Below are 26,443 nucleotides of genomic sequence, written 5' to 3'. Positions count from 1 at the left end.
TTCATGGCTGACACTTCCATCGGGACGCCAGCACAGCTGCGCGACCCCAATTACACACCGCCCTTGCACAAGGCGGTGCCGCTGGGAATCCAGCATGTGCTGGCGATGTTCGTTTCAAACGTGACACCCGCCATCATCGTGGCAGGCGCCGCCGGTTTCGGTTTCGGCTCCAACTCGCCGGATTTCCCGGAACTGCTCTACCTCATTCAGATGTCGATGCTGTTTGCAGGTGTCGCCACCCTGCTGCAGACCATCACCCTGGGGCCGGTCGGTGCAGCGCTGCCGATTGTGCAGGGCACCTCCTTTGCCTTTCTGCCGATCATGATCCCGCTGGTTGCGGGCAAGGGCGTGGACGGTCTGGCCGCCCTGTTCACCGGCGTCATTGTCGGCGGTATTTTCCACGGGCTGCTCGGCACGGTGATCGGCAAAATCCGCTTTGCCCTGCCGCCGCTGGTCACAGGCCTGGTGGTCACCATGATCGGTCTGGCGCTGGTCAAGGTCGGCATCCAGTACGCTGCTGGCGGTGTTCCAGCCATCGGGACGCCGGAATACGGCTCCCTGCTGAACTGGTCCGCGGCGCTGGTGGTGATCTTCGTGACCCTTGGCCTCAAGTTCTTCACCAAAGGAATGCTGTCGGTCTCTGCCGTCCTTTTGGGCCTGATCGTCGGCTATATCTATGCGCTGATGACTGGCATGCTGACATTTGAAGCGGTTTCCGGCTCTTGGGAGCGGGCCGCGGCCTTTGCCCTGCCGCAGCCGTTCAAATACGGGGTGGAGTTCTCTGCCGCCGCGATCATCGGCTTCTGCCTGATGAGCTTTGTCTCCGCGGTGGAGACCGTCGGTGACGTCTCTGGCGTGACCAAGGGCGGCGCGGGCCGTGAGGCCACCGAGGAAGAGATCGCCGGCGCGACCTATGCCGATGGTATCGGCACTGCGATTGCCGGCTTCTTCGGCGCCTTCCCCAACACGTCGTTTTCTCAGAACGTCGGCCTGATCGCCATGACCGGCGTGATGAGCCGCCACGTGGTGACCTGCGGCGCCATCTTCCTGATCATCTGCGGGCTGATCCCCAAGGTGGGCGCGGTGATCCGCACGGTGCCGATCGAGGTGCTGGGCGGCGGCGTGATCGTGATGTTCGGCATGGTGGTTGCGGCCGGCGTTTCGATGCTGTCGGATGTGGATTGGAACCGCCGCAACATGGTGATCTTTGCGATTTCCCTGTCCATCGGCCTCGGCCTGCAGCTGGAGCCGGGCGCGCTGCAGCACATGCCGGACACCGCGCGCATCCTGCTGACCAGTGGCTTGCTGCCCGCGGCGCTGATTGCCATCGTGCTGAACCTGGTGCTGCCGCAGGAACTGGCGGATGAAGCGACTGAGGAAGTCTCCGGCGGGATGAGCGGCAACAGCCGCGGGTCGCTGCCGCATGAGGATCACGCCTGACGCAGGCACATGCGATGAAGTGGCAAGAGGAGCCGGCCCGTAAAGGGCCGGTTCCTTTCGTTTCAGCCTGCCAGCCCGTGCAGAACTGCCAGCCCCGGAAGCCAGCCGGTGAAGATCCCGCACAAAAGCGTCGCCGCGGCAGTCAGCCGGGGGCTGCCGCGCCGCAGCGCAAGGTTCAGGAAATACAGGAACCACAGTCCGGACCAGGCGGCCCAGCAGCCCGCCAGCCAGACATCGAACAGCCCGTCACCCTGCGCCAGCACCCGCAGCACCATTGGCACGGCGGTCAGCGCCACAAAGCCGCTGAACCACCCAAGCCCTTCGCCGCTGGAGGCAACCGCGCGGTTGTAGGCAACCCACAGGTAGGTGGTGCCGAACAAGAGCGTCATGCCCGCATCCAGCAGGTCCGCCGGCTGCCGCGCTGCCAGCGCGATCAGCAGAACCGTGGCAAAGAACACCAGCGCGGCAACTGCGTTGATCAGGATAATTTCGCGGTCCTGTATCCGGCCCATCTGCCAGATGCCGTTCAGGCACAGCACCACGCCGACCACCAGCAGGCTCAACCCCAGAAACATTTTTGCGCCCCTCAATGAAAAACAGGAGAGAGGTACACCTCTCTCCTGCCGGTCCGCTATGCGGATATTTGCAGAATGTGTTTCTGGCTGGGGCTTAGAAATCGACCTCGATGGCGATGCCCTTTTCAACCGCCACTTCCACGACAGAGGCCGCGACAGCAAGATCCTGCAGGCCGACGCCGGTGCCGTCGAACAGGGTGATCTGATCGTCCGAGGTGCGGCCCGGGTTGGTGCCGTTGATCACCGCGCCGATCTGGGCGACATCAGACTCCTGGATCAGGCCCTGCGCCACCGCGTGCTGCGCTTCGCCGATGGAGATGGACTGGGCGACCTCGTCGGTGAACACGTCTGCCGCCACCAGCAGCTGGGGATCCACTTCCTGCTTGCCCTTGGTGTCGGTGCCCATGCAGGCGATGTGGGTGCCAGGGCTGACCTGATCCGCCTTCAGGATCGCGTCGAAGGACGAAGTGATCGAGATGATCACATCCGCCTCGCGCATGCCGTCCAGTTCGACCGCCTCAAAGGGCAGCCCTGCCTCGTCCGCCACCTCTTGCAGGTTCGGCAACATTTCGGGGTGCAGGTTCCAGCCGATCACTTTCTCGAAGCTGCGCTGCTCCAGCGCCGCGCGCAGCTGGAACTTGGCCTGGTGGCCTGCGCCGATCATGCCGATCACCTTGGCGTCCTGGCGGGCCAGATGCTTGATCGACACCGACGACGCCGCAGCGGTACGCAGTGCGGTCAGCAGGTTGCCGCCGACCATCGCCTTCACCTTGCCGGTGTCGGGGTCGAACAGGAAAACGGTGGACTGGTGATTGATCAGCCCGCGTTTCTCCAGGTTGTTCGGCCAGTAGCCGCCGGCCTTGAGGCCCAGCGTCAATCCTGCGCGGTCAAAGCCGCCCTTGAAGCCATAAAGCGCGTCCTCGTGGCCGATTGCCTCGCGCACCACGGGGAAGTTGTAGGCATCTCCCGAAGCCATGGCGGCAAAGACCTTCTCGACCGCATCGAACGAGGCTTCACGGGTCACCAGGTCCGCAATCGCCTTTTCCGGAACGATATACATGTCTGTTTCTCCTCAACAAAAAGCCGGCGGAGGGCGGCATGCGCACCTCCGCCAGTTCGGGGATGGTTCGGTCAGTAGGCCTTGCCGCGGGCCGAGACGGGCCAAACGGTTTCAACCTTGCCGTTGCGCACACCGACGTACCAGTCGTGCACGTTGGCGGTCGGGTCGCAGTGGCCCGGCACCAGGCGCAGCTTGTCGCCCACTTTCAGCGCGCCGTTCGGGTCGGAGACCACACCGTGCTCATCCGAGCATTTGATGTATTCCACGTCGTCGCGGCCGAAGATGAAGGGCAGGCCGCTGTCCACGGATTGCGCCTTGAGACCCGCGTCCACGATGGCCTTGTCGGCCTTGGCGTGGCTCATCACCTGCGTGTAGAGGAAGAAGGCGTTTTCCCACTCGCCCTGGTCGATCCGGTTGCCGTCCTTGTCCAGGATGCGGCCGTAATCCGCGTCCATGAAAGCGTAGGAGCCGCACTGCAGCTCGTTGTACACGCCGGAGTTCGATTCAAAGTAGTAGGAGCCGGTGCCGCCGCCGGAGACCAGCTCGCATTCAATGCCTTCGGCCTTCAGCCCTTCAACCGCATCGGCCACTTGTGCGATGGCGATGTCCAGCTTTGCCTTGCGGTCCTCGTAGCTGTCCATGTGCTGCATGGCGCCCTGATAGGCCTGGATGCCGGAGAACTTGAGGTTTTCTGCCGCGTTCACCGCCTTGGCGATCTCGACAACCGCCTCAGTCGTGGTCACGCCGCAGCGGCCTGCGCCGCAGTCGATCTCGACGAACACTTCCAGCTCGGTGCCGTGCTTTTGCGCCGCTGCCGACAGGTCAGCCACGTTGTCCAGGTCGTCAACGCAGACGATGGTGCGGGCGCCGAGCTTGGGCAGGCGGGCCAAGCGGTCGATCTTTTGCGGGTCGCGCACCTGGTTAGACACCAGAATGTCCTTGATGCCGCCGCGGGCAAAGACCTCGGCCTCGGACACCTTCTGGCAGCAGACGCCAACCGCGCCGCCCAGTTCTTCTTGCAGCTTGGCCACATCCACCGACTTGTGCATCTTGCCGTGCACCCGGTGGCGCATGCCGTGCGCCTTGGCATAGTCGCCCATCTTCTTGATGTTGCGCTCCAGCGCGTCCAGGTCGAGGACCAGCGCCGGGGTCTGGATGTCAGCCTCGTCCATGCCCGGGATTGCCGGGACGTCATAGCCGACTTCAAGTTCTTCGAATTTGGTCTGTGCGTTCATGTTTCTATTCCCCAGTTTAGCTGTTCATCCAGGGCAGCTTGTCGAGGTCGACATTGCCGCCGGTGACGATCAGGCCCACGCGTTTGCCCGCGAAGGCGTCCTTGTTTTTCAGAATGGTGGCGAGCGGCACCGCCGAGGACGGCTCCATCACGATGCGCAGGTGCTTCCAGATCAGCTTCATCGCATCGATGATTTCCGCATCGGACGCGGTGTAGATCTCGCTGACGTGGTTGCTGACGAAATGCCAGGTCAGCTCCTTGAGCGGCACCAGCAGCCCGTCGGCAATGGTCTTGGGCGCATCATCGGCGATGATGTAGCCCGCCTTGAAGCTGCGGTAGGCATCATCGGCCTGCTCCGGCTCCGCCGCGATCACCTTGGTTTCGGGCGCCAGAGTTGACAGCGTCAGGCAGGTGCCGGAGATCATGCCGCCGCCGCCGATCGGGGCCACAACCATGTCGAGGCCGCCGGTCTGCTCCACGAATTCCTTGGCACAGGTGCCCTGCCCCGCAATCACGCGCGGGTCGTTGTAGGGATGCACGAAGTCGCCGCCGGTCTCGGCCTGCACCTTGGCAAAGGTCTCCTCGCGCGAACTGGTCGAGGGCTCGCATTCGGTGATCCGCCCGCCGTAGCGGCGCACGGTGTCCTTCTTGGCCTGCGGTGCGGTGCGCGGCATGACCACGTTGCACGGGATGCCGCGCAGCATGGCTGCGTAGGACAGGCAGGAGGCATGGTTGCCCGAGGAATGCGTCGCCACGCCTTTCTTCGCCTGCGCCTCATCCAGCCCGAACACCGCGTTGGTGGCGCCGCGCACCTTGAAGGCGCCCGGCTCCTGGAAGTTTTCGCACTTGAAGAACAGTTCGGCGCCGGTCAGCTCATTCAGGTAGGCAGAGGTGCGCACCGGCGTGCGGCGGATATGGGGCTGGATGCGCTCATGCGCAGCCAGCATGTCCTCATAAGTCGGGATATACATAGCGGTATCCTTCATCAGGCGGCAGCCTTGGCGCTGGAGGCGGTGTTGCCGCGGTAGTAGTCCTGTGCCGCTGCCACGCCGGAGCCCAGCTGGATTTTCAGGCCGAGGTCGGCCATGACCATTTCGGCGGTGGCAATGCCCGACAGCGCCATCACATCGGTCAGGCTGCCCAGGTGGCCGATGCGGAACACCTTGCCCGCGACCTCGCCCAGGCCGGTGCCAAAGGCGACGCCGTATTTCTCGGCCGCCAGGCTCACGAACTTGTTGGCGTCAAAGCCGTCCGGCGTGCGGATGGCGCTGACGCTGTCGGAGTAGACGTCCGGCGACACGGCGCAAAGCTCCAGCCCCCAGGCGCGGACCGCGGCGCGGACGCCCTCGGCAATCCGGTGGTGGCGGGCAAAGACATTCTCCAGCCCTTCATCCAGCAGCATACCACAAGCCATGTTCAGACCGTTCAGAAGGCCGACAGAGGGCGTGTAGGGATAGGCGCTGTTGGCATAGCCATTGGCCATGTCCTTGATATCAAAGAAAGTGCGCGGCAGGGTCGCGGTCTCCGCCGCCTTCATCGCCTTGGGCGAGAAGCCGACGATGGCCAGGCCCGGCGGCAGCATGAAACCCTTTTGCGAGCCGGTAACGGCGATATCGACGCCCCATTCATCCATCCGGAAGTCCATCGAGGCGATGGAGGACACGCCGTCGACAAACAGCAGCGCCGGGTGGCCTGCGGCGTCCAGCGCGCGGCGGACGGCGGCGATGTCGGATTTGACGCCGGTTGCGGTCTCGTTGTGAGTCGCCAGAACCACCTTGATCTGGTGGGAAGTGTCAGCGGTCAGGATTTCCTCGTAGCGGTCCGCAGGCAGGCCCTCCCCCCAAGGGGTTTCAACCACTTGGACGTCCAGACCGTGGCGCTGGCACATGTCGATCCAGCGGTGGCTGAACATGCCGTTGCGGGCGGCCAGGATCTTGTCGCCTGCGTTCAGCGTATTGGTGATCGCGGTTTCCCAGCCGCCGGTGCCGGTCGACGGGAAGACGAAGATCTCTGCGGTTTCGCTTTTCAGAACCTTCTTCACACCGGCCAGCGCCGGGTGCAGGATCTGGCCGAACAGCGGCGAGCGGTGGTCCAGCGTCGGCATGTCCACTGCCTTGCGCAGCGCTTCGGGCATATTGGTCGGACCGGGGATGAAAACCGGGTTTTGAAAGCTCATTTCGTGCCCTCCTGTGGCGATTTCCTCCACTGTAAGGGGAAGCCGCCCGTAGGGGAACTTTTTTGAAAAAAGCTTTCAAAAACTGAAAAAATGGCGATTTATGACATAATTTCAAAGGCTTTAGTTTTTTCACTGTACAGAATCCATTTTCAGTTTTATCGATAAGCTGCTGCTTGAATTGCCTAGAAAGACCTGAAAATGTCCCAGCCGCCGCGCCGCAAGGGCCGCCCCAAAAGCTTTGATTCCGCCAGCCAGCCGGCCACCATCCAGTCGCTTGACCGGGCACTGGATGTGCTGGACGCGCTGGCTGGCGCCAGCGGCATGACGCTGACGGAACTTTCCTCCTCGCTCGATCAGTCGGCGGCCACCATGTACCGGGTGCTGGCGACGCTGGAGGCGCGCCGGATTGTCGAGATGGAACCGCAGTCCCAGACCTGGCACATCGGCGCGATGGCGTTCCGTCTCGGCTCCGCCTTCCTGCGCCGCTCCAGCGTGATCGAACGGGCGCGGCCGGTTATGCGGGAGCTGATGGAGGCCACCGGCGAGACATCGAACCTCGGTATCGAACGCGGCGGCGACGTGATGTTCGTGAGCCAGGTGGAAACCCATGAATCGATCCGCGCCTTCTTCCCCCCCGGCACCACCTCCCCGATGCATGCCTCCGGCATCGGCAAGGCGCTGCTCAGCTGTTTCGGCGAGGACCAGCTGGCCCGCTTCCTGCGCGGGCGCACACTGGAGCGGTTCACGGAGAAAACCCTGACCTCCGCAGATGCTTTGCGCGAAGACCTGGCGCAGATCCGCAGCCGCGGCTGGTCATTCGACGACGAGGAAAAGGCGCAGGGCATGCGCTGCGTTGCGGCGCCGGTCTTTGGCATGCAGGGCGAGGTGCTGGCGGGGATCTCCATCTCCGGCCCCACTGCGCGGATGCCCGACGGCGGCATCGACGGCATCGGCGCCCTGGTCAAGGACGCCGCGCAGAAACTGTCGCAAGGGATGGGGGCGCCGTCAGCCTAGCGGGCCGCCTGCACCTGGTGCCGCCCGTCCCCTGCGGCGCGGTGCGGAGTGCCCTGACCGGTGTCCAGGAACGCCTTCAGGCTTGAAACGAAGAAATGGTCCCAGCCGGCCTCGCAGATACCGTAACAGAGCAGGCTGGGTCTGAGGCCTTCATGCTCGAACCGGATGCGGCAGCCCTGCGGATCCGGGAAGATCCGCCAGATTGCACGTGTGCCAAGCCACTCTGTCCGGATCTCGCCGGGCTGTCCTTCGTGCAGGTGCAGCGCCTCGACGCATTCGAGCTCGACAAGTTCACCGGGGACAAGGCGCTTGGCCTCGAAGGTCCAGAAGGAGCGTCCCGGAGGAAAGGTGAACCTGGCGCGGTCGCCGGGCTGCAGAATGGGATTGTCCGGCACAGTCCACCAGTCCCCGAACCCCTGCGTCAGGGCATGAAACGCCTGATCGGGCGTGGCGGCGGCGGAAATGCTGCGCTTGTAATTCCGCGCGGCAGGGCTGCTGCTCTGCTCGTTCCAGTGCGGCGGCAGGGTTTCGGCCATGCCGGGCAGCGCGCTCATCCGGTCTTTCCAGTCTGCCAGACGGGGGTAGTGATCGGGAGGGAAGCCGAACCCGAGCCTTTCCATCACCTCGTGGCGTGTTTCGACGGCCCTTTGAATCAGGCGGATTTCCGGAAATGCCACCGCATCTGCGGCGCTCGGCGCAGCCCCGGCCAGATACGGCCTGCTGTCCAGCAACCCTTCCAGCCAGCGGCACTCCCTGTGCAGGGTTTCCGCCGCGGTCTTCAGCGCTGTTTCTTCAGGGCTGCCGGGGGCCGGAGAAATGCGCTGCACCAGGACAGGCGCAAGCAACGCATGGCAGGCATCGCGCAGATAGCTGCTTGCTTCCATCGTGATCTGCCAGATTTCCGCGGCTTCTTCCGGGGTTGCGCCAAACAGCGGTCGCTCCGGGAAGGCCCGGTCGAGCCAGGCAAGAGCGGCGATGGAATCCCGGATAACGCTGCCGCCGGATTCGAGCACCGGGACCGTGCCGCGGGGATTGAGCGACAGGAAGGGTTCCGACTTGTGCTCGCCGTCCGATGCTGACAGCACGTTCTGGTCCCAGCTCAGCCCTTTGAGCGCCAGACCCGTGAGGACCCGCCAGGCACGGGGTGCGCCGCTGATCGTGTGAATCGTGAGTGTCATACTGTGCCTCCTTCGGATGCCTTTTGGCGGTGCGGCAGCTGGTGCCGGGCAGCCCCGCTGTGTCCCTTAGGAGGATAGTGAATGCTAATTAGTTGAAAAGTAGGCAGAAATTTCGCACTTAGTCAGGAAAACGATACTATTGGCTGGCCTTCGCCTGGCTGCAGTCAATGTTCATTCCAGCTGTTTGGGAACCAATACTCTGTTTTTTTTCGAAACTTCGTGAAACGGAGTTAGTATGATTTCCGTACCAAGGAGGATTTGCGATGAACGCCGAACCGCCGAAAAAATTCCCGCCCACGCAAGCTGGCAAGACATTTGGCAAGCGCTGCCCGATGCCGGAGATTGCTCAGCTCATTGGCGGCAAGTGGAAGCTGATCATTCTTCAGGTGCTGATTTTTCAGGGAACCAAACGGTTTGGCGAGCTGAAGCGAGAGGTTGAAGGCATCACCCAGACCATGCTCACCAGCCAGCTGAGGGCGCTGGAGAAAGACGGCCTTGTCAGCCGGGAGATCTTTCCCGAGGTGCCGCCGAGGGTGGAATACACGGCAACCGCCAAGGCGCTGGCCCTGACAGACATGTTCCATGCAATGCATGAATGGTGGGTGCTTCAGAACAATGAACAGGCCAGCTGACCTGAGGGTCAGCCGGCCTTAACCGAAACAGCCTGATGCTAGAACGGGCGGGTGTTCCCCTCCCCCTCAGCGCAGCGGTGCCAGCGGCATGTGGCGGTTCACGTCCTTGTAGAGCAGATAGCGGAACTTGCCCGGGCCGCCCGCATAGCAGGCCTGCGGGCAGAAGGCGCGCAGCCACATGTAATCGCCGGCCTCGACCTCGACCCAGTCCTGATTCAGCCGGTAGACCGCCTTACCCTCCAGCACATAAAGCCCGTGCTCCATCACATGGGTCTCGGCAAAGGGGATAACCGCGCCGGGCTCGAAAGTGACGATGGTCACATGCATGTCGTGGCGCAGGTCATTGGGGTCCACGAACCGTGTGGTTGCCCATTTGCCCTCGGTTTCCGGCATCGGGGTCGGATCGACGTGTTTGTCGCTGGTGACAAAGGCCTCCGGCGCATCCAGCCCTGCAACCGGCTGATAGGCTTTGCGGATCCAGTGGAAGCGGACCGGCGCGTCGCTGTTGTTGCGCAGGTTCCAGCTGGCCTGCGGCGGCAGGAAGGCATAGCCGCCCTCCTCCATCTCATGCACGGTTCCGTCGATTGTCAGCGTCATGGACCCTTGGACCACGAACAGCACTGCCTCGGTGCCCGGCTCGGTTTCCGGACGGTCGCTGCCGCCGCCGGGCTGCACCTCGGCGATATACTGCGAAAAGGTCTCGGCAAAGCCGGACAGGGGCCGCGACAGCACCCAGAAACGCGCCTTGTCCCAGAACGGCAGGAGGCTGGCCACAATGTCGCTCATGGTGCCCTTGGGGATCACCGCATAGGCCTCGGTGAACATGGCGCGGTCGGTCAGCAGCTGGGTCTGCGGCGGCAGCCCGCCTTCCGGCGCGTAATAGGATCGTTTTGTCATCGGCTGCCTTTCCTGCTGAAGTGCTGCCCCATTGATACCCGCCTGCCCCGCGCAACCGAACTTATTTCCGTATCAAGAATGCTTGAAGGATTGTTTCGGAATTTTTGAAGACACGGCTGCCGGTCCTAGCCGCCGCCGATATCCTCTGGCGCGATGGAGACAGTTTTGACAATGGCAAAGCACTCCGCCCCGGTTTCCAGCCCCAGCGCCTGCGCCGACCGGCGGGTGACACGGGCCAGCACCCGGCCCGCGGGCGTGGTCAGCGAGACCATGGCGCCCGGGCCGCCGCCGGTGCGGAGGTGCTCCACCGTGCCCGGCAGGATGTTGAGCGCCGACAGCCCTTCGGGGCGGTGGCGCGACAGGATCACCTCATGCGCCGAAATCCGTACCCGGACCACGCTGCCGGGTGCCTTGGCGATCTGCGGCAGGAACAAGGGCACGCCGCCGGCATCCAGCTCTGTCAGCCCGTCGCTGTGATGCCGGGCAACCCGCGCCTGCAGCAAGGCGCCTGCCGCGCGGACGCCTGCGGGCATCACCGCGGGATCGCCCAGAACCTCTGCCGCGGTGCCCTGCCGCTGCACCCTGCCGTCCTGCAGCACAACCACGGTGGTTGCCAGCCGGGCAACTTCGGCGGCGGAATGGCTCACATAAAGCATCGGAATGCCGATCTCGTCCCTCAGCCGCTCGAAATAGGGCAGGATCTCTGCCTTGCGGGCCTCATCCAGGGCCGACAGCGGTTCATCCGCCAGGATCATCCGCGGCGCGGACAGCAGCGCCCGGCCAATGGCGACCCGCTGCTTCTCGCCGCCAGACAAGTGTCCGGGACGCCGATGCAGCAGCGGGCCGATGCCCAGGAGTTCCACCACCCGCTCCAAGCTTTCGCGCTTGGCAGCCCGCGGCGCGAACCATTGCCCGAATGCCAGGTTCTGCCGTACTGTCAGATGCGGGAACAGCCGCCCCTCCTGAAAGACATAGCCCATGCGGCGCTTGTGCGGCGGCAGCCATTGCCCGCGGCTGGTGTCGCACAGCACCTCGCCCTCCAGCGCCACCCGGCCCTGATCCGGCCGGAGCAATCCGGCCACCACCTGGATCACCGTCGTCTTGCCGGTGCCGGAGCGGCCGAACAGCACGGTAACGCCCGGCGGCGCCTCGAACTGCACGTCCAGTCCGAACCCCGGCAGCGCATGTTGCAGCGACACGGTCAGCATCAGCGCCCCCCGGCCCGGTCAGCGGCCCGGCGCGCCAGCAATTCCGACAGCAGCAGCGCGGTCAGGGCGATTGCAATTGATACAAGCGTCAGCCGCAGCGCCGCGGTCTCGCCGCCCGGCACCTGCAGGAACGTGTAGATCGCGGAAGGAAGCGTCTGGGTCTGCCCGGGAATGCTGGAGACAAAGGTGATGGTGGCGCCAAACTCACCCATCGCCTTGGCAAAGCCCAGGACCACGCCGGCAATCAGCCCGGGCAGGATCATCGGCAGGGTGATGGTGGCAAAACACATCAGGCGCGACGCGCCGAGGGTGGCGGCGGCCTGCTCAAGCTTGGGGTCCACGGCCTCCACCGACAGGCGGATCGCCCGCACCATCAGCGGAAAGGCCATGACGGCCGCGGCCAGCGCCGCGCCGGTCCAGCGGAAGGCAAAGACGATGCCGATCTGCTGCAACGCGCCGCCGACCGGTCCCTTGGTGCCGAACAGCATCAGCAGCAGGTAGCCGGTCACCACCGGCGGCAGAATGAGCGGCAGGTGCACCAGGCTGTTGACGATCTGCTTGCCGGGAAACTGCCAGCGGGCCAGCGCATAGGCCACAAAAACCGCCAGCGGCAGCGCCGCCAGGGTGGCCCAGATTGAGACCCGCAGCGACAGCATCACCGCCTGCCATTCCTCGGGTCCCAGCCATGCTGCCTCGGCGCTCACGGATCCGGCACTCCAAACCCGTGGCGCAGGAAAATCTCTTGTGCAACCGGGCTGTGCAGATACTCCAGAAACGCGGCGGCTTCAGCAGTTTTGCCGCCGGACACCGCGGCAGCAGGATAGATCACCGGCGGATGGCTGGAGGCCGGGAAGACTGCAACCACCGTGACGCCAGTGTTTGCCCGGGCATCGGTGGCGTAAACCACCCCCATCGGCGCCTCGCCGGAAGCGACCAGCGCCAGGGCCGCGCGCACATTGGCGGTCTGGGCCACTTTCGGTGCGACTGCCGGCCACTGTCCCAGCGCCGTCAATGCGGCCTTGCCATAGATGCCCGCAGGCACCGCATCCACTAGCGCCATGGCGAGGCGGCTCTCGCCCAGCAGCCCGGCCAGATCGGCGGTTTCCAGATCCAGCAGAGGCACCCCGCTGCCATGGGCAATCAGCACCAGGCGGTTAACCAGCAGGTCCAGGCGCGAGGCTTCATCGATCAGGCCCTCCTCCTGCAGCACATCCATCCAGCCGGGATTGGCCGAGATGAACAGGTCTGCCGGGGCGCCAAGCTGGATCTGGCGGGCCAGTGCGGGGGAGCCTGCATAGGAGAGCGTGACGTCCCGGCCGGTGCGCGCTTCGTAGGATGCGGAAGCCTTATCCAGCGCGGTCTTGGTGCTGGCGGCGGCAAACACGATTATTCCGGCCTGGGTCTGACCGGCCAGGCCCAGAGTCAGGGCCCCGGCCGCAGCAAGGCTCCGCCAGAAAACCGGCGAAGCCAATGAATTCAAGAGTGAAGCCAAGTTTGCGCTCATGTCCCCTAAGGGACTACCCCTGCCGGCCGGTGCGGGCAAACGGTATTTCTTACGGCGCCCTCAGCGGCGTGCCGGACCGGACGCGGCGCCACAGGCGCCGGCAGGTCAGAACAGATCGACGACGCCTGCGCTTGCGGCCGCCGGTGCCGGGGCGGGTGCCGGGCGTGCAGCGGCGCGCTGCTCCAGCTCGCCGAGCCTTCGGTCGCCTTGGACGTGGGTCTGCTGCGCCGCGCCGGAGCAGGGGTGGAAGCGGACCCGCCGCGCCGAAGTGCCGCCAACGCTGGAGGAAATGCAGGGGATGCCCTCATCCCGCAGGAACCGCTGGACAAAATCGGCATTGGCTGCCCCGATATCCGACAGGTTAGCCGACATCTTGGCGCCGCCGAACACCTTGGCCCTCAGGTTGGAGCGGATGGCGCCCTTCTTGAGAATCCCGTTGATCAGCAGCTCCATCGCGTGGATGCCGTAACGGGCATTGGCTGCGCCGCCCTCGCGGGCGTTGGCCAGCAGGAAATGATTCATCCCGCCTACACCATTTTCCGGATCGTAAATGCAGGCCGCGATGCAGGAGCCAAGAACCGTGGAGAACATGGTCTTCGGATCCGTGGTTACCCGGTATTCCCCTTGCAGAACCGTCACGGATTTCGAATTGGCGAAAACAGTAGTCAAAGTCAGGGTCCTTCCTGCGGTTCGGTCAGGCCTTGCTGGCCTGGAGTAGAGTGCTGGCCATGCGGGCCAGGGACACTTGCTGCTGGGCGGCGCCGATTTCCCAAGCAACCCGGGGCATGCCGTAGACAACCGAGGATTTCTCATCCTGGGCAAAGGTCATGGCACCGGCCTTGCGCAGTTCCAGAAGCCCCCGGGCACCGTCCTGGCCCATTCCGGTCAGGATGCTGGCAACAATGTTCTTCCCATGTGGCACGGCAGAGGTGAACAGAGCGTCAACAGAAGGCGTGTGGCCGGAAATATCCGGCCCTTCCTTCATCCGCAGGCGCAACGGCTTGCGGCTGCTCAGCCCCATGTGGCGGCGCTGGCCGGCAGCGATGTAGACGTGCCCGGGCTCCAAGGCGATGCCGTCTTCGGCGGCACGCACACGGGCCGGGCAGATGCGGTCCAGCAGCGACACCAGGCCGGTGCCGAAGTTCTTGCCGGTGTGCTGCACGATCAGGGTTGGCGGGCAGTCGAAGGGGAAGCCGACCAGCACGCTGCGCAGCGCTTCCACCCCGCCGGTCGAGGAGCCGATCAGAATCAGTTTCTTGCTGCCGGCGGCAGCGGCCGGGCGGGTGGGCGATGCGCTTGCCGCGGCCCGGGGGCTGCGGCGCGGCGCATTGATCATCATGTCGAAGTACTGGGCGAACTGGCTGGGGTGATCGGACTTTGTCAGCTCGAAGATACCCGCGCCGACATCCAGCAGCGGCGAGGACTTGCGGGCCGGCGTGGCGCCCTGGGTATCCATCACGGAGACCCAGCGGGTATCCATGGCGGAAAACAGCGCCATCATCATTTCAAATTCGGGCAGCTTGGTGAACCCGTCTTCCACAAAGGCAAAGACCGGCTGCGCAGCCTCTGCCTGGTTGTAGGCCATCATCAGGTTGTTGGCCAAAAGCACTTTCATGCCGGGATAGGCGGATTCCATGTAGCCCTGCAGCGTGCGGGCAAAGGTACGGTCCGTCGTAATGATCAATAAGTTTTGCGAAGACAATGGGTTCCCCAGTCAAATTGCAGTGCCGATAAGAATTGCAGGCACAGGTTGCCATAGTCTGAAGGCGCCGCAGATTTCGCCGCGGCGCCTCCGGTGAATGTTCAGAAATCCTGCCAGAGATCGCGGGCGGCGTTGCCGTTCGCGGCGGCGGCGGGGGCCGGGCTGGCCTCGATCTGCCAATCGTCCTCGCCGTGCGCCGAGGGCGCGGGCCTGGCGGCGGGGGCAGGCTTGGCGGCCGCCGCCGGGCGGGCCGTCAGGGTCCCGCCGGAGACCCGGAAATGCGCCACCAGCTCGGCCAGCTTGGCGGCATCGGTGTTCAGCATGTGGCCCGCCGCGGTGGCCTCTTCCACCATCGCCGCGTTCTGCTGGGTGACCTGGTCCAGCTGGGTGACGCCGGTGTTGATCTCGTTGAGGCCGGTGGACTGCTCCGCGGCGCCTTCGGCAATGCCGGAGACCAGCTGCGAGATATGGGTCACCTGCTCAACGATGCTCTGCAGCGCCTCGCCGGCCTTGCCGACCAGGTCGACGCCGCGCTCCACCTGCTTGGAGCTGTCGGAAATCAGCGTCTTGATCTCCATCGCCGCATCCGAGGAGCGCTGCGCCAGGGCGCGCACTTCGCTGGCCACCACCGCAAAGCCCTTGCCGGCCTCGCCCGCCCGCGCCGCCTCGACGCCCGCATTGAGCGCCAGCAGGTTGGTCTGGAAGGCGATGTCGTCGATCACCGAGATGATCTGGCTGATGTGGTTCGAGGACTGCTCGATCTCGGTCATCGCCGAGACCGCGCTCTGCACCACTTCGCGGTTGTTCTCCGCCTCGGTGCGGGCCTCGGCCATGGTCGCCTCGACGCTGCGGGCTCCGTCGGCGGCGGATTTCACCGAGGCCGTCAGCTCGTCCAGCGCCGCCGCGGTCTGCTCCAGCGTCGCCGCCTGGCTTTCGGTGCGGTGCGACAGGTCGTCGGAGGCCTGGCTGATCTCGGCGGCGCCGTTGCGGATGCTGCCGGAGGCCTCGATCACCTGCTGCACGGTGGCGCTGAGGTTGCTGACGGTGCTGTTGAAATTCTGCCGCAGCTGCTCGTATTCCGCCGGGAAGGCAGAGGTGATCGGCTGCGAGAAATCGCCGCCGGCGAGCTGCACCAGGCCGCTGCTCAAGCTTTCGACCACCTGCTGCTGCTGGCGCTGCATCTCGGCGCGCTCCTCCTCGGCGGCGCGGGCCAGCTTCAGGTCGTCCTGCATGGAGACCAGCGTCTTGCCGATCTTGCCGATTTCGTCGCCGCGCCCGGCTGCTGCGACCTCAATGTCCAGCTCGCCGGAGGACACCGCCTCCATGTCGGCGCAGATCCGGTCGATCGGTTTGGTCACCGACCGCGCGAACAGCCAGCCGGCCAGGGACACGAGCGCCGCACAGGCAAGCGAGATCAGGATCATGATCTGCCGCTGCGCTGCCGCAGGTGCCAGGATCTCAGCCCGGTCGATCTCCGCCGCCAGCGCCCATTGCAGGTTACGGAACGCGACAGGCCCGGCAATTGCGGCCACGGTCTGCCCGTCAGCCTTTGTCACCGACGGGTGAAAGGCCGTTGTTTCGCTGGTGCCCGTGTCCGTGGAAGCGGCAGAGGCCGCAATCGCGTCCCTAATATGGGGCAGCGGCTCCAGCTGTTCGAGCAGGCCGTGCCCGCCTTCCAGACGTGATGCGGTCCGCGCCTTGTAGTCGGGGCCGGTCAGGTAGACGTTGAGCGTTTTAAGATCACCTCCAGAAGCGGAGGTGATCGCAGCGATCTCGTCAATTGCAGCCTGCATCGCAAAAACGCCAATGTAGCGTCCGCCGCTGTCCCGGATGCGGGTCGCGGCAAAGGCCGCAGGCGCATCCGCACTGGGCGCATAGGGGGCGATGTCGGAGAAATAGACTTGTTCCTTCTCACCCTCAGCCGCCAGCCGGAAAGCCTGGGCCAGGCCAGTGTCCTGGTAGGGGCCGGATGTCAGATTGGTGGCATAGTCGGCTTCCTTGGTAACCGAAAAGATTACGTCGCCGTCCGGGCTGATCAGGAAAATGTCGTAGTAGCCCAGCCTCTCCATCATTTTTTCGAAGGCCGGATGGTTGCGCTCGAAATGAATATCGTAGGGGGAAGCTGCGGAAGCGAACATCGACAGGTTGCCGACATTCTCCTGCCCGTTGCCCCCGCGGCTGCTCCAGGTCACCGCCATATCCTTCATCGCCTTGGCAGTGGAAGGAACAGAGGCGACTGTAAGCACCGCAGCTTCAATGGATTCCAGGTAGGCATGCAGAGCCGCCTCGCGGTCCCGCACCAGGGACTGCAGCACCAGCTCGGCATCATGAATCACGCTGCGCCGGAAATAGGTGCTGCTGAAGGCGATTAGCACGACGGTGAGTGTGAGGACACTGCCCACGACAAGCAATGGCAGCTTGTGCGCAAGTTTCAGGGAACGGAACATCTTCATATTCAAACCTCCGGAACACGCCTCAGAGTTTCACGCCGAGGGAATCTTGGACTGATCTAGATACAGCCCCAGATTGTTTGTTGATCCGTTAACAAACTGCGCCTGAACGTAAAAATTTTTCATTACGGTATTTTTCGCGGGGCGCCTGTGGCGAGATTTCAGCTGGCCTCCCCCCTTGCTCTGAAGCAGCGGTGTTAACGAACATGGCGCGCAGGAGTGCCATCGGCCGGCTTCCAGCGGGCCGGGGCCGCATTGCTGCGGGCAGGCGGCGTTAACCATTTGAGAGTTTCCTGCTTTCGAATCGGTCTTCTCGGCGGCGGCCGCCGCCGGGCAGTGCCCGGAGCGGTTTCAAAATTTCCTTTTATTGTTCTGCGTTTGGAAAAAGTATTTACGGTCTGTTTACTTTTTCTGGCCAGGCGGTGGTGTTTTTTGCCATGGTTAGGCATCAATAACCGGGGGGTTAGGGAATTGTTAACACTGCCGCATTCTGTCCATGAATCCGATCTGGCCTGGCAACATTGGGCCACATTCCAGCCGCACACCTGACTGACGATGCCTCTGTGGGAAGCTGGAGTGGATTATGAGACTTCTTATTGCTGCGATAGCGGCATGCCTGTCCCTGGGCATGCCGGGGGCCGCTGCTGCGGATAATGCGCGACCGGGCGCCAAGCCGGTGGAGTGGTGGCAGGCCGTCGGGCGGTTGAACATCGCCAACAAGAACATGTGCACAGGCGCTCTTATCGCGCCGGACCTGGTGCTCACTGCGGCGCATTGCCTGTTCGATCCCAAGACCGGCAGGCGGGTTGATCCCGCGTCGATCTGGTTCGAAGCGGGGTTGTCCGGGCGCCGGGCCGCGGCGCTGCGGCAGGTCTCCAGGGCGGTGATGCATCCGCAGTACCGCTACCGCCCGGCAGGCACGCACCAGGTCGGCAGCGATCTTGCGGTGCTGAAGCTGGACCGGCCCATCAGCGCCAGCCGGGTCCGGCCGCTGGCGACCTCGGTCGGCGCAGCGCGCGGCGATACCCTGGGGGTCGTGTCCTACACCCAGCACCACGCCACGCGTGTCAGCCTGGAGCGCTCCTGCAGCGTGCTCGCGCGCAAAAGCCGGACACTTGTGATGTCCTGCCTGGTGGACTTCGGCGCTTCCGGCTCGCCTGTGCTGGAAATGCGGCCAGGGCAGCCGCCGCGCCTGGTTTCGGTGATGTCGGCAAAGGCAGCAGTTGGCCACCGCAAGGTGTCGATCGGAACAGCGCTGGACGCGACGCTGCGGGACCTGGTGCAGCGGGCAGGCTGACAGTTGGAAGCATCCGCAGAGCTGTTTAGGCCTGCTTCCGCAAGGCGCAGGCCGTTTCCGCTTCAGGGCTCGCGCAGCGCCTCGCGGGATTTGTAGAGCGGTTTCAGCAGGTACTGCAGCACGGTCTTGGCGCCGGTCTGCAGCTCAGCCGCGGCCCGCATGCCGGGGCGGATCTCGATCGATTGCTGGCGCTCGGTGAAGCCCGATTTGTCGACCCGCACTGTCACCCGGTAATAGGGTTCGGCGCGCGGGTTGCGCTCGTCCTCGAACGTATCTGCAGAAACAAAATCCACCTTGCCGCGCAGCGAGCCGTAGATGGTGTAGTCATAGGCCGACAGCTTGATGGTGGCGTCCTGGCCGGGCTGCACGCTGGCAATGTCCTCGGGTTTCACCCGCGCCTCGACAAATAGTTCTTCGCCCAGCGGGATGATTTCCAGAATCTCCTCGCCGGGGCGGATAACGCCGCCGATGGTGGTCACCGCCAGGCTGTTCACGATCCCCGCCATAGGGGAGGTGATGATCGTGCGGTTCAGCTGGTCCACCGCCAGTCGCTGCTCCTGCCGCAGGGTGGTGATTTCTCGCAGGGTCTGGGCGTATTCCTCAGCCTGTTCCAGTTCCGCCTGGGTGCCGATTTCGTTGTATTTGGCGCGGGCATCGGTGGCCGCCTTGCGCGCCTTGTTCACCTCGATCAGCGCCACGATCTTTTGCTTGTAGAGGCGCTCCATATTGGCCAGTTCGGCGTTCAGCTGGTCCAGGATCTGCCGGGCGCTGTCGCGGCGGCTGCTGAAATCGGTCTGGCGCGCGGTCAGAAGGCCCCGTTCCGAGGCCAGAATGCCGGGGGAGCGCTGCGCCAGCATCTCCGGAACGGCAAATTCAAAGGCGCCCTTCATCTGCGCCTCCAGCCGGTGGCGCCTGATCTCCAGCGCGTCGATCTGGTTTTGCAGCTCATCGGCAGCGGTGCGGAACTTGGTGTCTTGCAGCTTGGCCAGCACCTGGCCCGCAGTCACGATGTCGCCCTGGCGCACATGCAGCTCCGCCAGGATGCCGCCCTCCAGATTCTGCACGATCTGCGCGCGCGAGGAGGAGACCACCTGGCCCTCGCCGCGCACAATCTCGTCGATGGAGGCAAAGGCGGCCCAGATCAGGAAGGTGAGCAACGCGGCCAGCGCCAGATAGATGATACGGCTGGCGCTGCGCGGCGTCTGCGCATCGCCGTAGGGATCGTGCAGCGCCATGCTCATTTGCCCTCTCCTGCGGCCAGATGGGCCAGAACCTGGTCGCGCGGGCCGTCCACCACCATCCGGCCCGACTGCAGGATCAGGGTGCGATTGGTCAGCGACAGGATCGGCATCCGGTGGGTGGCGATTACCGCGGTGCGGCCCTCCAGCCAGCTCTCCAGGCGGCTGACCAGGGTGCGTTCCAGCGTCTGGTCCAGCGCCGCGGTGGGTTCATCCAGCAGCACGACAGAGGGGTTCTGCAGCCACAGCCGGGCCCAGCCGATCGACTGCCGCTGCCCGATCGAGAGGCCATGGCCGCCGTCGCTGATCTCCAGGTCCAGACCCTTGTGGTGGCTGCGTACATGGGCGCCGAGACCTGCAAACTCCAGCGCCTCCATCAGCCGATCGTCGTCGCGCTCCAGCTGGTTGAGGTTCAGGTTGTCGCGCAGGGTGCCGGCAAACAGCCGCACGTCCTGGCTGAGGTAGCCGATGTTTGCGCGCAGGTCGCGCGGGTCGATCTGTGCCATGTCGGTGCCGTCCAGCAGGATGCGGCCCCGGTCGGGGGCATAGAGGCCGGACAGGAGCTTGAGCAGCGTGGACTTGCCGGAGCCGTTGACGCCGAGCACTGCAACCCGCTGGCCCGGCGTGACCGCCACCGCCTGCACGTCCAGCGTCGGGGCCGCGTCATCCTCATATCGGAACAGGATCTCGCGCAGCTCGAACCGGCCCTCGATCTTCTGGCGGCGCAGGTAGGTGCGTTCTTTCTCTTTCTCCTGCGGCGCCTGGGCAATGGCGTCCAGCCCCTCCAGCGCCGCCTTGACGTTGCTCCAGCGTGCCAGGGTTGCGGCAAACTGTGTCAGCGGCGCCAGCGTGCGGCTGGTCAGGATGCCAGTAGCGATGATGGTGCCGACGGTGAACTCGCCGGCAAACACCAACAGCGTGCCCAGCACCACAGCGGTGATATAGGTGGCCTGCTGCACCCCTTGCGACCAGTAGGTGAGGGCGCTGGACAGCTTGCGCTGCTCTGTCGCGGAATGCGACGACAGCGTGTTTAGCTCATCCCACAGCCGCAGCACCCGCTCCTCGCCGCGCTGGGTCTTCACGGTGTCTAGTTCCGTCACCACCTCATGCAGCAGCCGCCCCGCCTTGGCGTTTGCGCCCTGCGTTTGCCGGGTATAGGCGATCATCTTCTTCTGCATGAAATAGGCAGGCAGCAGCATCAGGACGCCGCCCGCGATGATCACCCAGACAACCGGCCCGGCGATGGAGGCGACCAGCAGCAGGAACACAGCGATAAAGGGGATATCCGCCAGCGTGGATATGGTGGAGGAGGTGAAAAATTCCCGCACAGAGCCGAAATCACGCATCGCGGCAAATAGGCCGGAGGGCGGCAGCGGCTTCTTGTCAGAGCGCATCCCGATCAGGCGGCGCATCAGATTGTGCTGCACCGAAAGCTCAATCTGGCGTCCGGCTGCGTCGGTCAGGCGGGCGCGGGCAAGCTTCAGCATTGCTTCCAGCGCAATCGCGAGGAAAGCGCCAACGGCAAGCACCCACAATGTAGCGTGCGACTGGTGCGGCACGACCCGGTCGTAAACCTGGAGGGAAAACAGCGCGACGGAGACCGCCAGTATGTTCGCCACCAATGAGCCCAGCATGATCTCGCCCACTTGGCGGCGGTACTTCGGGAACTCGCTCCAGAACCAGTGGCCGGGGTCAATCTGCGGCGTGTGCTTGGCCGCCATTTGCTTGAGCGAGGGGCGGGCCGACAGCACGGTGCCGGTGAAATAGGGGCTGAACTCGTCCAGCGGCACCTCGGTGCGGTTGTCCGGGCAGGAGGTGTCATAGATCGTCAGCGCATCATCGGCCTGGCTCAGCACCAGCACGCACTGGCCGCCGGACATGATCGCCAGCGCAGGCCAGAGCGCGGGGGCAAGATGCTGCTTTTCCAGGATCTTGGGCTGCAGCCCGGCGGACTGCACCGCCTTGGCCAGTGTGTGCAGGGACAGATCGCCTGGCGTTTCTTTCCACAAAAAGGCGGCCACGTCGCTGACCGGCACCTCGCTGCCCTTCAGGGCGGCCAGGGTGGCGATCAGGCTGGCCCGGTGCTGGATGCGTGCGGCCGCCCCTTCCAGAAGGGAGCCAACCTCGGGCTGCGTATCCTGCGGCTTGGGGCGGTTGTCTGTCTTTGGTTTCAGCCGGGTGTTGGGGCCGGGCGCCGGGGCTGGGGTGTTGGCAGGCTGCATCAAACCTTGCGGGGCGGCCTGCGGACCGGACGCCGGTACCGCCCGCAGCACAGGCTTCTTGCTGGCGGCGGGCAGGGGGCGGGGGGGCTTTTGCGTGGTGTCGGTCAAATCTTGTCCCCATCAGCCAGAAGCCCCAGGTCGCGCGCCAGCGCCAGCTGGATCAGCACCACCTCGTATTTTGCGTCGATATAGGCCTGCTCGCGGCGCACCAGCTCTTCATAGACCTGGATCACTTCCATCACCGGGCGCTGACCCGCCTCGAACTGCTTCTGAAACAGCTCATAAGTCTCGCGGCTGCGGCGCACCAGCGCGGCGGTCTCACCCTCCTGCCGCTGATAGGAGGCGATCTGCTGCACCTGGCGGCTGTAGGCGCGCCGGGCGGCTTCCTCGGCTTCGCCCACCTGCCGCTTCGCGGCCTCCTTGGAGGCCTCAAGCGCCTGGATCGCGGCGGGGGTGCCGAGCCCCAGCGGCTGGCCGGTGCCCAGGGTCACCCCGGCGCCGGAGCCGTCCGTGGTGACATTGCCTGCGGCGGAAATCTGCGGCAGCAGCCCGGCGCGGCCTGACTTGGCCTGGGCAATGGTGCGCTCTGCCTCGGCTCCGGCTTTGAGCACCGACAGGAACTGAACCTGCTCCGGCGGTATGCCGATGCCAAGATGCGAGGGTTTACCGTCAAACGACTGCCCCGTCATTGCCTGCAATTCGGCGCGGGCGGTGGAGGCAGCGTCCCGGGCGGTGGCAGTGGCGGTGCGGATGCCGCTGATCTTGCTGTCCACCACGTTCAGGTCGGCGCGGTCGGAGACGCCGCCATCGACGCGGCCCTGCACAATGCGGCGGAACTCCTGCATCCGGCGCAGGGCGCGGTCGCCGTAGGCGGCCTTCTCATCGCCGCGCAGGGCAGCGGCATATAACCCGACGGCGGTTTCCACCCGGCCGTTCATGTCCTGCGACAGGCTGACTGCGGCGACCTCCACATCGGCGGCCGCAAATTCGCGTTCCGCCTTGCGGCGGCCGTTGTCGAACAGCACCTGCTCGATCAGCAGCCCGGCAACCAAATCGCCCAGGTCGGTCAGGCTGACCGAAGGCCCCAGCGTCGGAAACCAGTTTTTGGAGGCGGCCTCAGCCCGCAGCTTGGCGCTGATCAGCTCTGCCTCGGCTGCGCGCGAGGAGGCGGCGATGGCCGCCGCGGCGACCTGCCCGTAGGCGCTGTCCTCCGCCAGCAGCGAGCGGCGCTCCATCAGGGCGCTGATCACCTGGGAAGAGGCTTCGCCCGTTTGCGCGAAATTGCTGCGCGGCCCGCTGCCTTCCGCATCGCCAAAGGGGGCTGGTGCGCAGGCCGAAAGGCTGCACATCGCTGCGATGGCGCAAAGAAAGCGTCCCGGTTGCATCCTGCCCTTTTGCCCTTTTGTTCCAGGCTTTTGATGTATTGGGCCCGGCAGCGGCGGCCGCCGGGCCAGGAGATCAGATCACGGTGTTGACGTTGATATCTTCGTCGACAAGAACCGTGGTGCCGTCATCGCCGAGTGTATAGACATCGTATGTCTCGCCATCGATAGTCTGGCTGCCGCCGGCAACCGCGCCGGAAATGGTCAGCGTATCATCCGCCCCGCCATGCACGGTCAAAGTGTCGGAATTGCCAGACAGCGCGTTGATGTCTGCTTCGGTCAGCGTCAGGTCGACGTTGTCCGCATGGACCAGGTTCAGCTCGTCGATGTTGAACTGCGATAGGCCGGAATGGTCCAGAACAGTGGCATCGGCGCCATCCTCGAACACCACCATCGTGCCGGAACTGTTGCCGGCTTCATCGACGCGGTTGACCACCAGGTTGGAGCCGTCCGGCACCGTTTCGTCGAAGGTGAACAGGGTGGTGCCGCCGCCAAGGTCTGTCTCAAAGCCGGTAACATCCTCCAGGGCTCCGCCGCTGGTCAGCTCATGCGCGGTGTCGCCGTCTTCGTAGTCGGTGCTGAAGAAGCCGGTGACGCCAGCCCCTGTGTCGATGATGTTGCCGACATTGGGCGCATCGTAGTCGGTGTCGACCTCGAAGGTTTCCGTCAGGGTCTCGGTGTTGCCGGCGGCGTCGGTGGCGGTGATTTCCGCCTGGCTGGTGTAGGTGCCGTCCGGCAGGTCGCTGGCGTCGAATTCGGCGCTCCAGTTGCCGGCGGAGTCGACGGTGGCGGAGCGGGTCACGCCTTCGATGGTGACTTCGACAGTGGAGCCGGGTTCGACGGTGCCGGTCAGTGTCAGCCCAGCGTTACGCTCTGCGATGTTGACGATGTCGTCATCGGTCACGCTGTCGGCGTCAAACGGCACAACTTCGGTGTCGATGGTCAGGGTGTCGGTGATTTGCGCTGTGTTGCCGGCAGCGTCCGTGGCGGTGACGGTGACGTCTGCTTCATAGCTGCCTTCAGGGATGTCAGAGGCGGCGAAGTCCACGCTCCAGTTGCCGGCGGCATCCACGGTTGCAGTTTCGACCGCGCTGCCCAGCTGCACGGCGACGGTGGAGCCAGGTTCCACGGTGCCGGTCAGGGTCACCCCGTCGCTGCGTTCGCTGTGGTTGACGATGCCGTCGCCTTCGACGCTGGCGGTCTCCACCGTGAGCGGATCGACCAGGGTGTCCACACGCAGGTCTGCAGTTGCCGAAGCGGTGTTGCCCGCCGCGTCGGTCGAGGTCACGCTGACCGTGGTGTCGTACTCGCCGACAGGCAGGGAGCCCGCTTCGAAATCGGCAGCCCAGGTGCCGTCGGACTGCACCGTGGTGTTGCGGGTGACACCCTCAACGGTCACGCTGACCGATGCGCCCGGCTCGCCGGTGCCGGTCAGGGTCACCCCTGCGGAAGCCTCGGCATTGTTCACGAGGTCATCGCCGCCGGCCTGGCCAGCGTCGATGGCAACCGAGTTGATTGTGTCGACGCGGATCGTACTGGTGGCGGTTTCCGTGTTTCCAAAAGCGTCCGTCGCGGTGGCGGTGACCTCTGCGTCGTATTCGCCGGACAGGATTTCCGATGCCGCAAAATCGGCGCTCCAAATGCCTTCATCGCTGGCCGTCACCGTCCGGGTCACCCCCTGGAAGGTCACATCCACGGTTGCGCCGGCTTCAGCGGTGCCGGTCAGGGTTACGCCATCGGCGGCCTCCGCAGCGTTGATCATGTCGTCGCCGCCGGCCTGATTGGCATCAATCGCAACCGTGGTTTCGGTATCGATGCGGATGGTGGAGGTGGCGGTTGCGGTGTTACCGGAGGTGTCCGTCGAGGTGGCGCTGACCGAAGCGTCATATTCGCCGCCGGTGATTTCCGAAGACGCGAAGTCCGCGCTCCATGTCCCGTCATCAGCCGCCGTCACGGTGCGGGTCACGCCCCGAAAAGTCACTTCCACGGTGGCCCCCGGCTCGGCGGTGCCTGTCAGGGTCACCCCGGCCGCCGCTTCGGCTGCGCTGATCGTGTCGTCTCCGCCGGCCTGGCCGCTGTCGATGGTGACGTAAGTGTTGCCGTTGCGGCCGCCACCGCCACCGCCTCCACCGCCGTCCCCGCTGCCATCGTCATCGCCGCCGGTGGCAATGGCTGCCGCGCCAACAACGCCGGCAGCGGCCCCGGCCGCACCCAGCCCGCCGAACAGCGGTGCCGCCAGCGGCGCCACAACCGGTTCGATCCGGTCGACGTCCAGGAACACCATCTCGTCGTAGGCGCTCCATTTTCCGGACAGGTCGAGCGGCTCATAGGTGGCAAACAGCATGCCACCGGATTTGTCTTCCAGCACCACTTCGATGAACTGGCCGTCCTCGCTCAGGAACAGGTTCTTGCCGCCGGTCGTTCCAAAGGCGTAGTAGTTGTCAAGCACCAGTTCCTGGCCGTTCGCCAGCGTGATGTGAAGGTCATTGCCCTGCCGGGAATAGCTTTCGACATCTGCAGGCCGGAGGTTCAGCGAGATGTCCTTTGCCTGGCTTGCGTCGATGCGCGCCGGCGTGCCTTCCGCAAAATTGCCATGCTGTGTGGTGCCCGCCATATCGCGGGTGATAAATGCGACCGTGCTCATAAAACTTACCGCCCATCTATGCGCGCCGCGCCCGGAATGGGAGCGCGCCGCGCGGTTTAGTTGCCTGTGTGTTCGCCCAGCGGCCGTCTTTTGCGGCCATTTTGAGGCCACAATGTGACAATTTTTTCAGTCCTGTCCAGTGTGCGGGGGGCGCATTCCGGCTGATTTCCCTGCCAACCGTGTCCTCACTGCCGCAGAAAATCGAAGTTTTTTCACGGCCCTGTGACGCCGCGCTCCCCGTGGGGCGGGGCTCTCGGGCGTCCGGACTGCCCGGCGGCCGACAGTGGGAAGCCTTGGGGCTCCGGCTGTGCCGCCACCTTTGGTCACAGCGCAGCCGGCCCTCGTGCCGCGCAGGGCGGTTTGCACGCAAGTGCTTGAAATGCCGCGATGCAGAAGGGCGGCGCAGCAGGGCAGATCGCTGCGATGTGATGTAAATTTCCCGCAAAAGTTTCTGGCAATTAATTAAAAGTACACCACTTTCAGATAGTAAGAAGTTCGTAATTGGTGTAAGCTCGAGAGTAAGTAACACGACGCCGATAGCCCTGGTTTCCGGGCGCAGGCCGCCGCCAAGAGCGGCCAGCCGGACGTAA

General features: G+C 64.6%; 21 protein-coding genes. 4 read left to right on the top strand and 17 right to left on the bottom strand.

Annotated features, from left to right (window positions below; genetic code table 11):
• The first annotated feature begins 3 nt into the window (after nt 1-3).
• Nucleotides 4-1,440, top strand: a complete 1,437-nt coding sequence (locus tag KUW17_RS13745; protein WP_222480058.1) for a uracil-xanthine permease family protein — start codon at nt 4-6, stop codon at nt 1,438-1,440.
• Between the two features lie 62 nt (nt 1,441-1,502).
• Here the strand turns inward: KUW17_RS13745 and KUW17_RS13740 are convergent, their stop codons facing one another.
• The 5 genes from KUW17_RS13740 to bhcA form a co-directional block, all read right to left on the bottom strand.
• Entirely contained in the window at nt 1,503-2,015 is a 513-nt protein-coding gene (locus tag KUW17_RS13740) for an AmiS/UreI family transporter (RefSeq protein WP_222480056.1), read from the bottom strand.
• 94 nt (nt 2,016-2,109) lie between these two features.
• Nucleotides 2,110-3,075 (bottom strand): iminosuccinate reductase BhcD, encoded by a 966-nt coding sequence (bhcD, locus tag KUW17_RS13735; protein ID WP_222480054.1) that lies wholly within the window; start codon nt 3,073-3,075, stop codon nt 2,110-2,112.
• Nucleotides 3,076-3,146: 71 nt separating this feature from the next.
• Nucleotides 3,147-4,310, bottom strand: coding sequence for a 3-hydroxy-D-aspartate aldolase BhcC (gene bhcC, locus KUW17_RS13730; protein WP_222480052.1), 1,164 nt, complete (start codon nt 4,308-4,310; stop codon nt 3,147-3,149).
• A gap of 16 nt (nt 4,311-4,326) precedes the next feature.
• Nucleotides 4,327-5,295, bottom strand: a complete 969-nt coding sequence (gene bhcB / locus KUW17_RS13725; protein WP_222480050.1) for a beta-hydroxyaspartate dehydratase BhcB — start codon at nt 5,293-5,295, stop codon at nt 4,327-4,329.
• Nucleotides 5,295-6,485: an L-aspartate--glyoxylate aminotransferase BhcA gene (gene bhcA / locus KUW17_RS13720; protein WP_222480048.1), complete on the bottom strand. Its 1,191-nt coding sequence runs from the start codon at nt 6,483-6,485 to the stop codon at nt 5,295-5,297. Before bhcA ends, bhcB begins: the two co-directional genes overlap by 1 nt.
• A 198-nt stretch (nt 6,486-6,683) precedes the next feature.
• Here bhcA and bhcR point away from each other — a divergent pair, with 198 nt between their 5' ends.
• The gene (gene bhcR, locus KUW17_RS13715) at nt 6,684-7,499 is read left to right on the top strand and encodes an HTH-type transcriptional regulator BhcR (RefSeq protein WP_222480046.1); all 816 of its coding nucleotides are present in this window, start codon (nt 6,684-6,686) and stop codon (nt 7,497-7,499) included.
• Here the strand turns inward: bhcR and KUW17_RS13710 are convergent.
• Nucleotides 7,496-8,677 (bottom strand): glutathione S-transferase N-terminal domain-containing protein, encoded by a 1,182-nt coding sequence (locus tag KUW17_RS13710; RefSeq protein ID WP_222480044.1) that lies wholly within the window; start codon nt 8,675-8,677, stop codon nt 7,496-7,498. The genes bhcR and KUW17_RS13710 overlap by 4 nt on opposite strands.
• Nucleotides 8,678-8,940: 263 nt before the next feature.
• Here KUW17_RS13710 and KUW17_RS13705 point away from each other — a divergent pair, with 263 nt between their 5' ends.
• A complete protein-coding gene (locus KUW17_RS13705; RefSeq protein ID WP_222480042.1) occupies nt 8,941-9,309 on the top strand; it encodes a winged helix-turn-helix transcriptional regulator in 369 nt (122 codons plus the stop codon).
• A 66-nt stretch (nt 9,310-9,375) separates the two neighbouring features.
• Here KUW17_RS13705 and KUW17_RS13700 read toward each other — a convergent pair whose 3' ends face one another.
• From KUW17_RS13700 to KUW17_RS13670, 7 genes are all read right to left on the bottom strand, one after another.
• Nucleotides 9,376-10,206 carry a bifunctional allantoicase/(S)-ureidoglycine aminohydrolase gene (locus KUW17_RS13700; protein WP_222480040.1) on the bottom strand — a complete coding sequence of 277 codons (831 nt, stop codon included), beginning with the start codon at nt 10,204-10,206 and terminating at the stop codon, nt 9,376-9,378.
• A 125-nt stretch (nt 10,207-10,331) separates the two neighbouring features.
• Nucleotides 10,332-11,414, bottom strand: coding sequence for a molybdenum ABC transporter ATP-binding protein (gene modC, locus KUW17_RS13695; RefSeq protein WP_222480038.1), 1,083 nt, complete (start codon nt 11,412-11,414; stop codon nt 10,332-10,334).
• A complete protein-coding gene (gene modB / locus KUW17_RS13690) occupies nt 11,414-12,118 on the bottom strand; it encodes a molybdate ABC transporter permease subunit (RefSeq protein WP_222480036.1) in 705 nt (234 codons plus the stop codon). Before modB ends, modC begins: the two co-directional genes overlap by 1 nt.
• On the bottom strand, nt 12,115-12,918 hold the full coding sequence (gene modA / locus KUW17_RS13685; protein WP_222480034.1) for a molybdate ABC transporter substrate-binding protein: 804 nt from the start codon (nt 12,916-12,918) through the stop codon (nt 12,115-12,117). The genes modB and modA overlap by 4 nt, the downstream gene beginning before the upstream one ends.
• Nucleotides 12,919-13,023: 105 nt before the next feature.
• Entirely contained in the window at nt 13,024-13,587 is a 564-nt protein-coding gene (locus KUW17_RS13680) for a chemotaxis protein CheD (RefSeq protein ID WP_222480032.1), read from the bottom strand.
• A gap of 25 nt (nt 13,588-13,612) precedes the next feature.
• Nucleotides 13,613-14,554, bottom strand: coding sequence for a CheB methylesterase domain-containing protein (locus tag KUW17_RS13675; RefSeq protein ID WP_222480512.1), 942 nt, complete (start codon nt 14,552-14,554; stop codon nt 13,613-13,615).
• Nucleotides 14,555-14,721: 167 nt separating this feature from the next.
• Complete coding sequence (locus KUW17_RS13670) at nt 14,722-17,073, bottom strand: methyl-accepting chemotaxis protein (RefSeq protein WP_222480031.1); 2,352 nt, start codon at nt 17,071-17,073, stop codon at nt 14,722-14,724.
• A gap of 580 nt (nt 17,074-17,653) precedes the next feature.
• Here KUW17_RS13670 and KUW17_RS13665 point away from each other — a divergent pair.
• Nucleotides 17,654-18,367 (top strand): trypsin-like serine peptidase, encoded by a 714-nt coding sequence (locus KUW17_RS13665; protein WP_222480029.1) that lies wholly within the window; start codon nt 17,654-17,656, stop codon nt 18,365-18,367.
• A 62-nt stretch (nt 18,368-18,429) separates the two neighbouring features.
• Here KUW17_RS13665 and KUW17_RS13660 read toward each other — a convergent pair whose 3' ends face one another.
• The 4 genes from KUW17_RS13660 to KUW17_RS13645 all read right to left on the bottom strand — a co-directional run bounded on the left by KUW17_RS13660 (nt 18,430) and on the right by KUW17_RS13645 (nt 25,853).
• Nucleotides 18,430-19,608: an HlyD family type I secretion periplasmic adaptor subunit gene (locus KUW17_RS13660; RefSeq protein ID WP_222480027.1), complete on the bottom strand. Its 1,179-nt coding sequence runs from the start codon at nt 19,606-19,608 to the stop codon at nt 18,430-18,432.
• Nucleotides 19,605-21,827: a type I secretion system permease/ATPase gene (locus KUW17_RS13655; RefSeq protein ID WP_261397206.1), complete on the bottom strand. Its 2,223-nt coding sequence runs from the start codon at nt 21,825-21,827 to the stop codon at nt 19,605-19,607. Before KUW17_RS13655 ends, KUW17_RS13660 begins: the two co-directional genes overlap by 4 nt.
• Before the next feature lie 104 nt (nt 21,828-21,931).
• Nucleotides 21,932-23,212, bottom strand: coding sequence for a TolC family protein (locus tag KUW17_RS13650; RefSeq protein ID WP_222480023.1), 1,281 nt, complete (start codon nt 23,210-23,212; stop codon nt 21,932-21,934).
• Nucleotides 23,213-23,285: 73 nt separating this feature from the next.
• Complete coding sequence (locus tag KUW17_RS13645; RefSeq protein WP_222480021.1) at nt 23,286-25,853, bottom strand: Ig-like domain-containing protein; 2,568 nt, start codon at nt 25,851-25,853, stop codon at nt 23,286-23,288.
• Between the last annotated feature and the right edge of the window lie 590 nt (nt 25,854-26,443).

The sequence above is a fragment of the Leisingera aquaemixtae genome, from assembly GCF_019801145.1.
Taxonomy (GTDB): domain Bacteria; phylum Pseudomonadota; class Alphaproteobacteria; order Rhodobacterales; family Rhodobacteraceae; genus Leisingera; species Leisingera aquaemixtae_A.
Note: the sequence above shows the minus strand (reverse complement) of the source record. Positions and strands in the feature narration are given on the sequence as shown.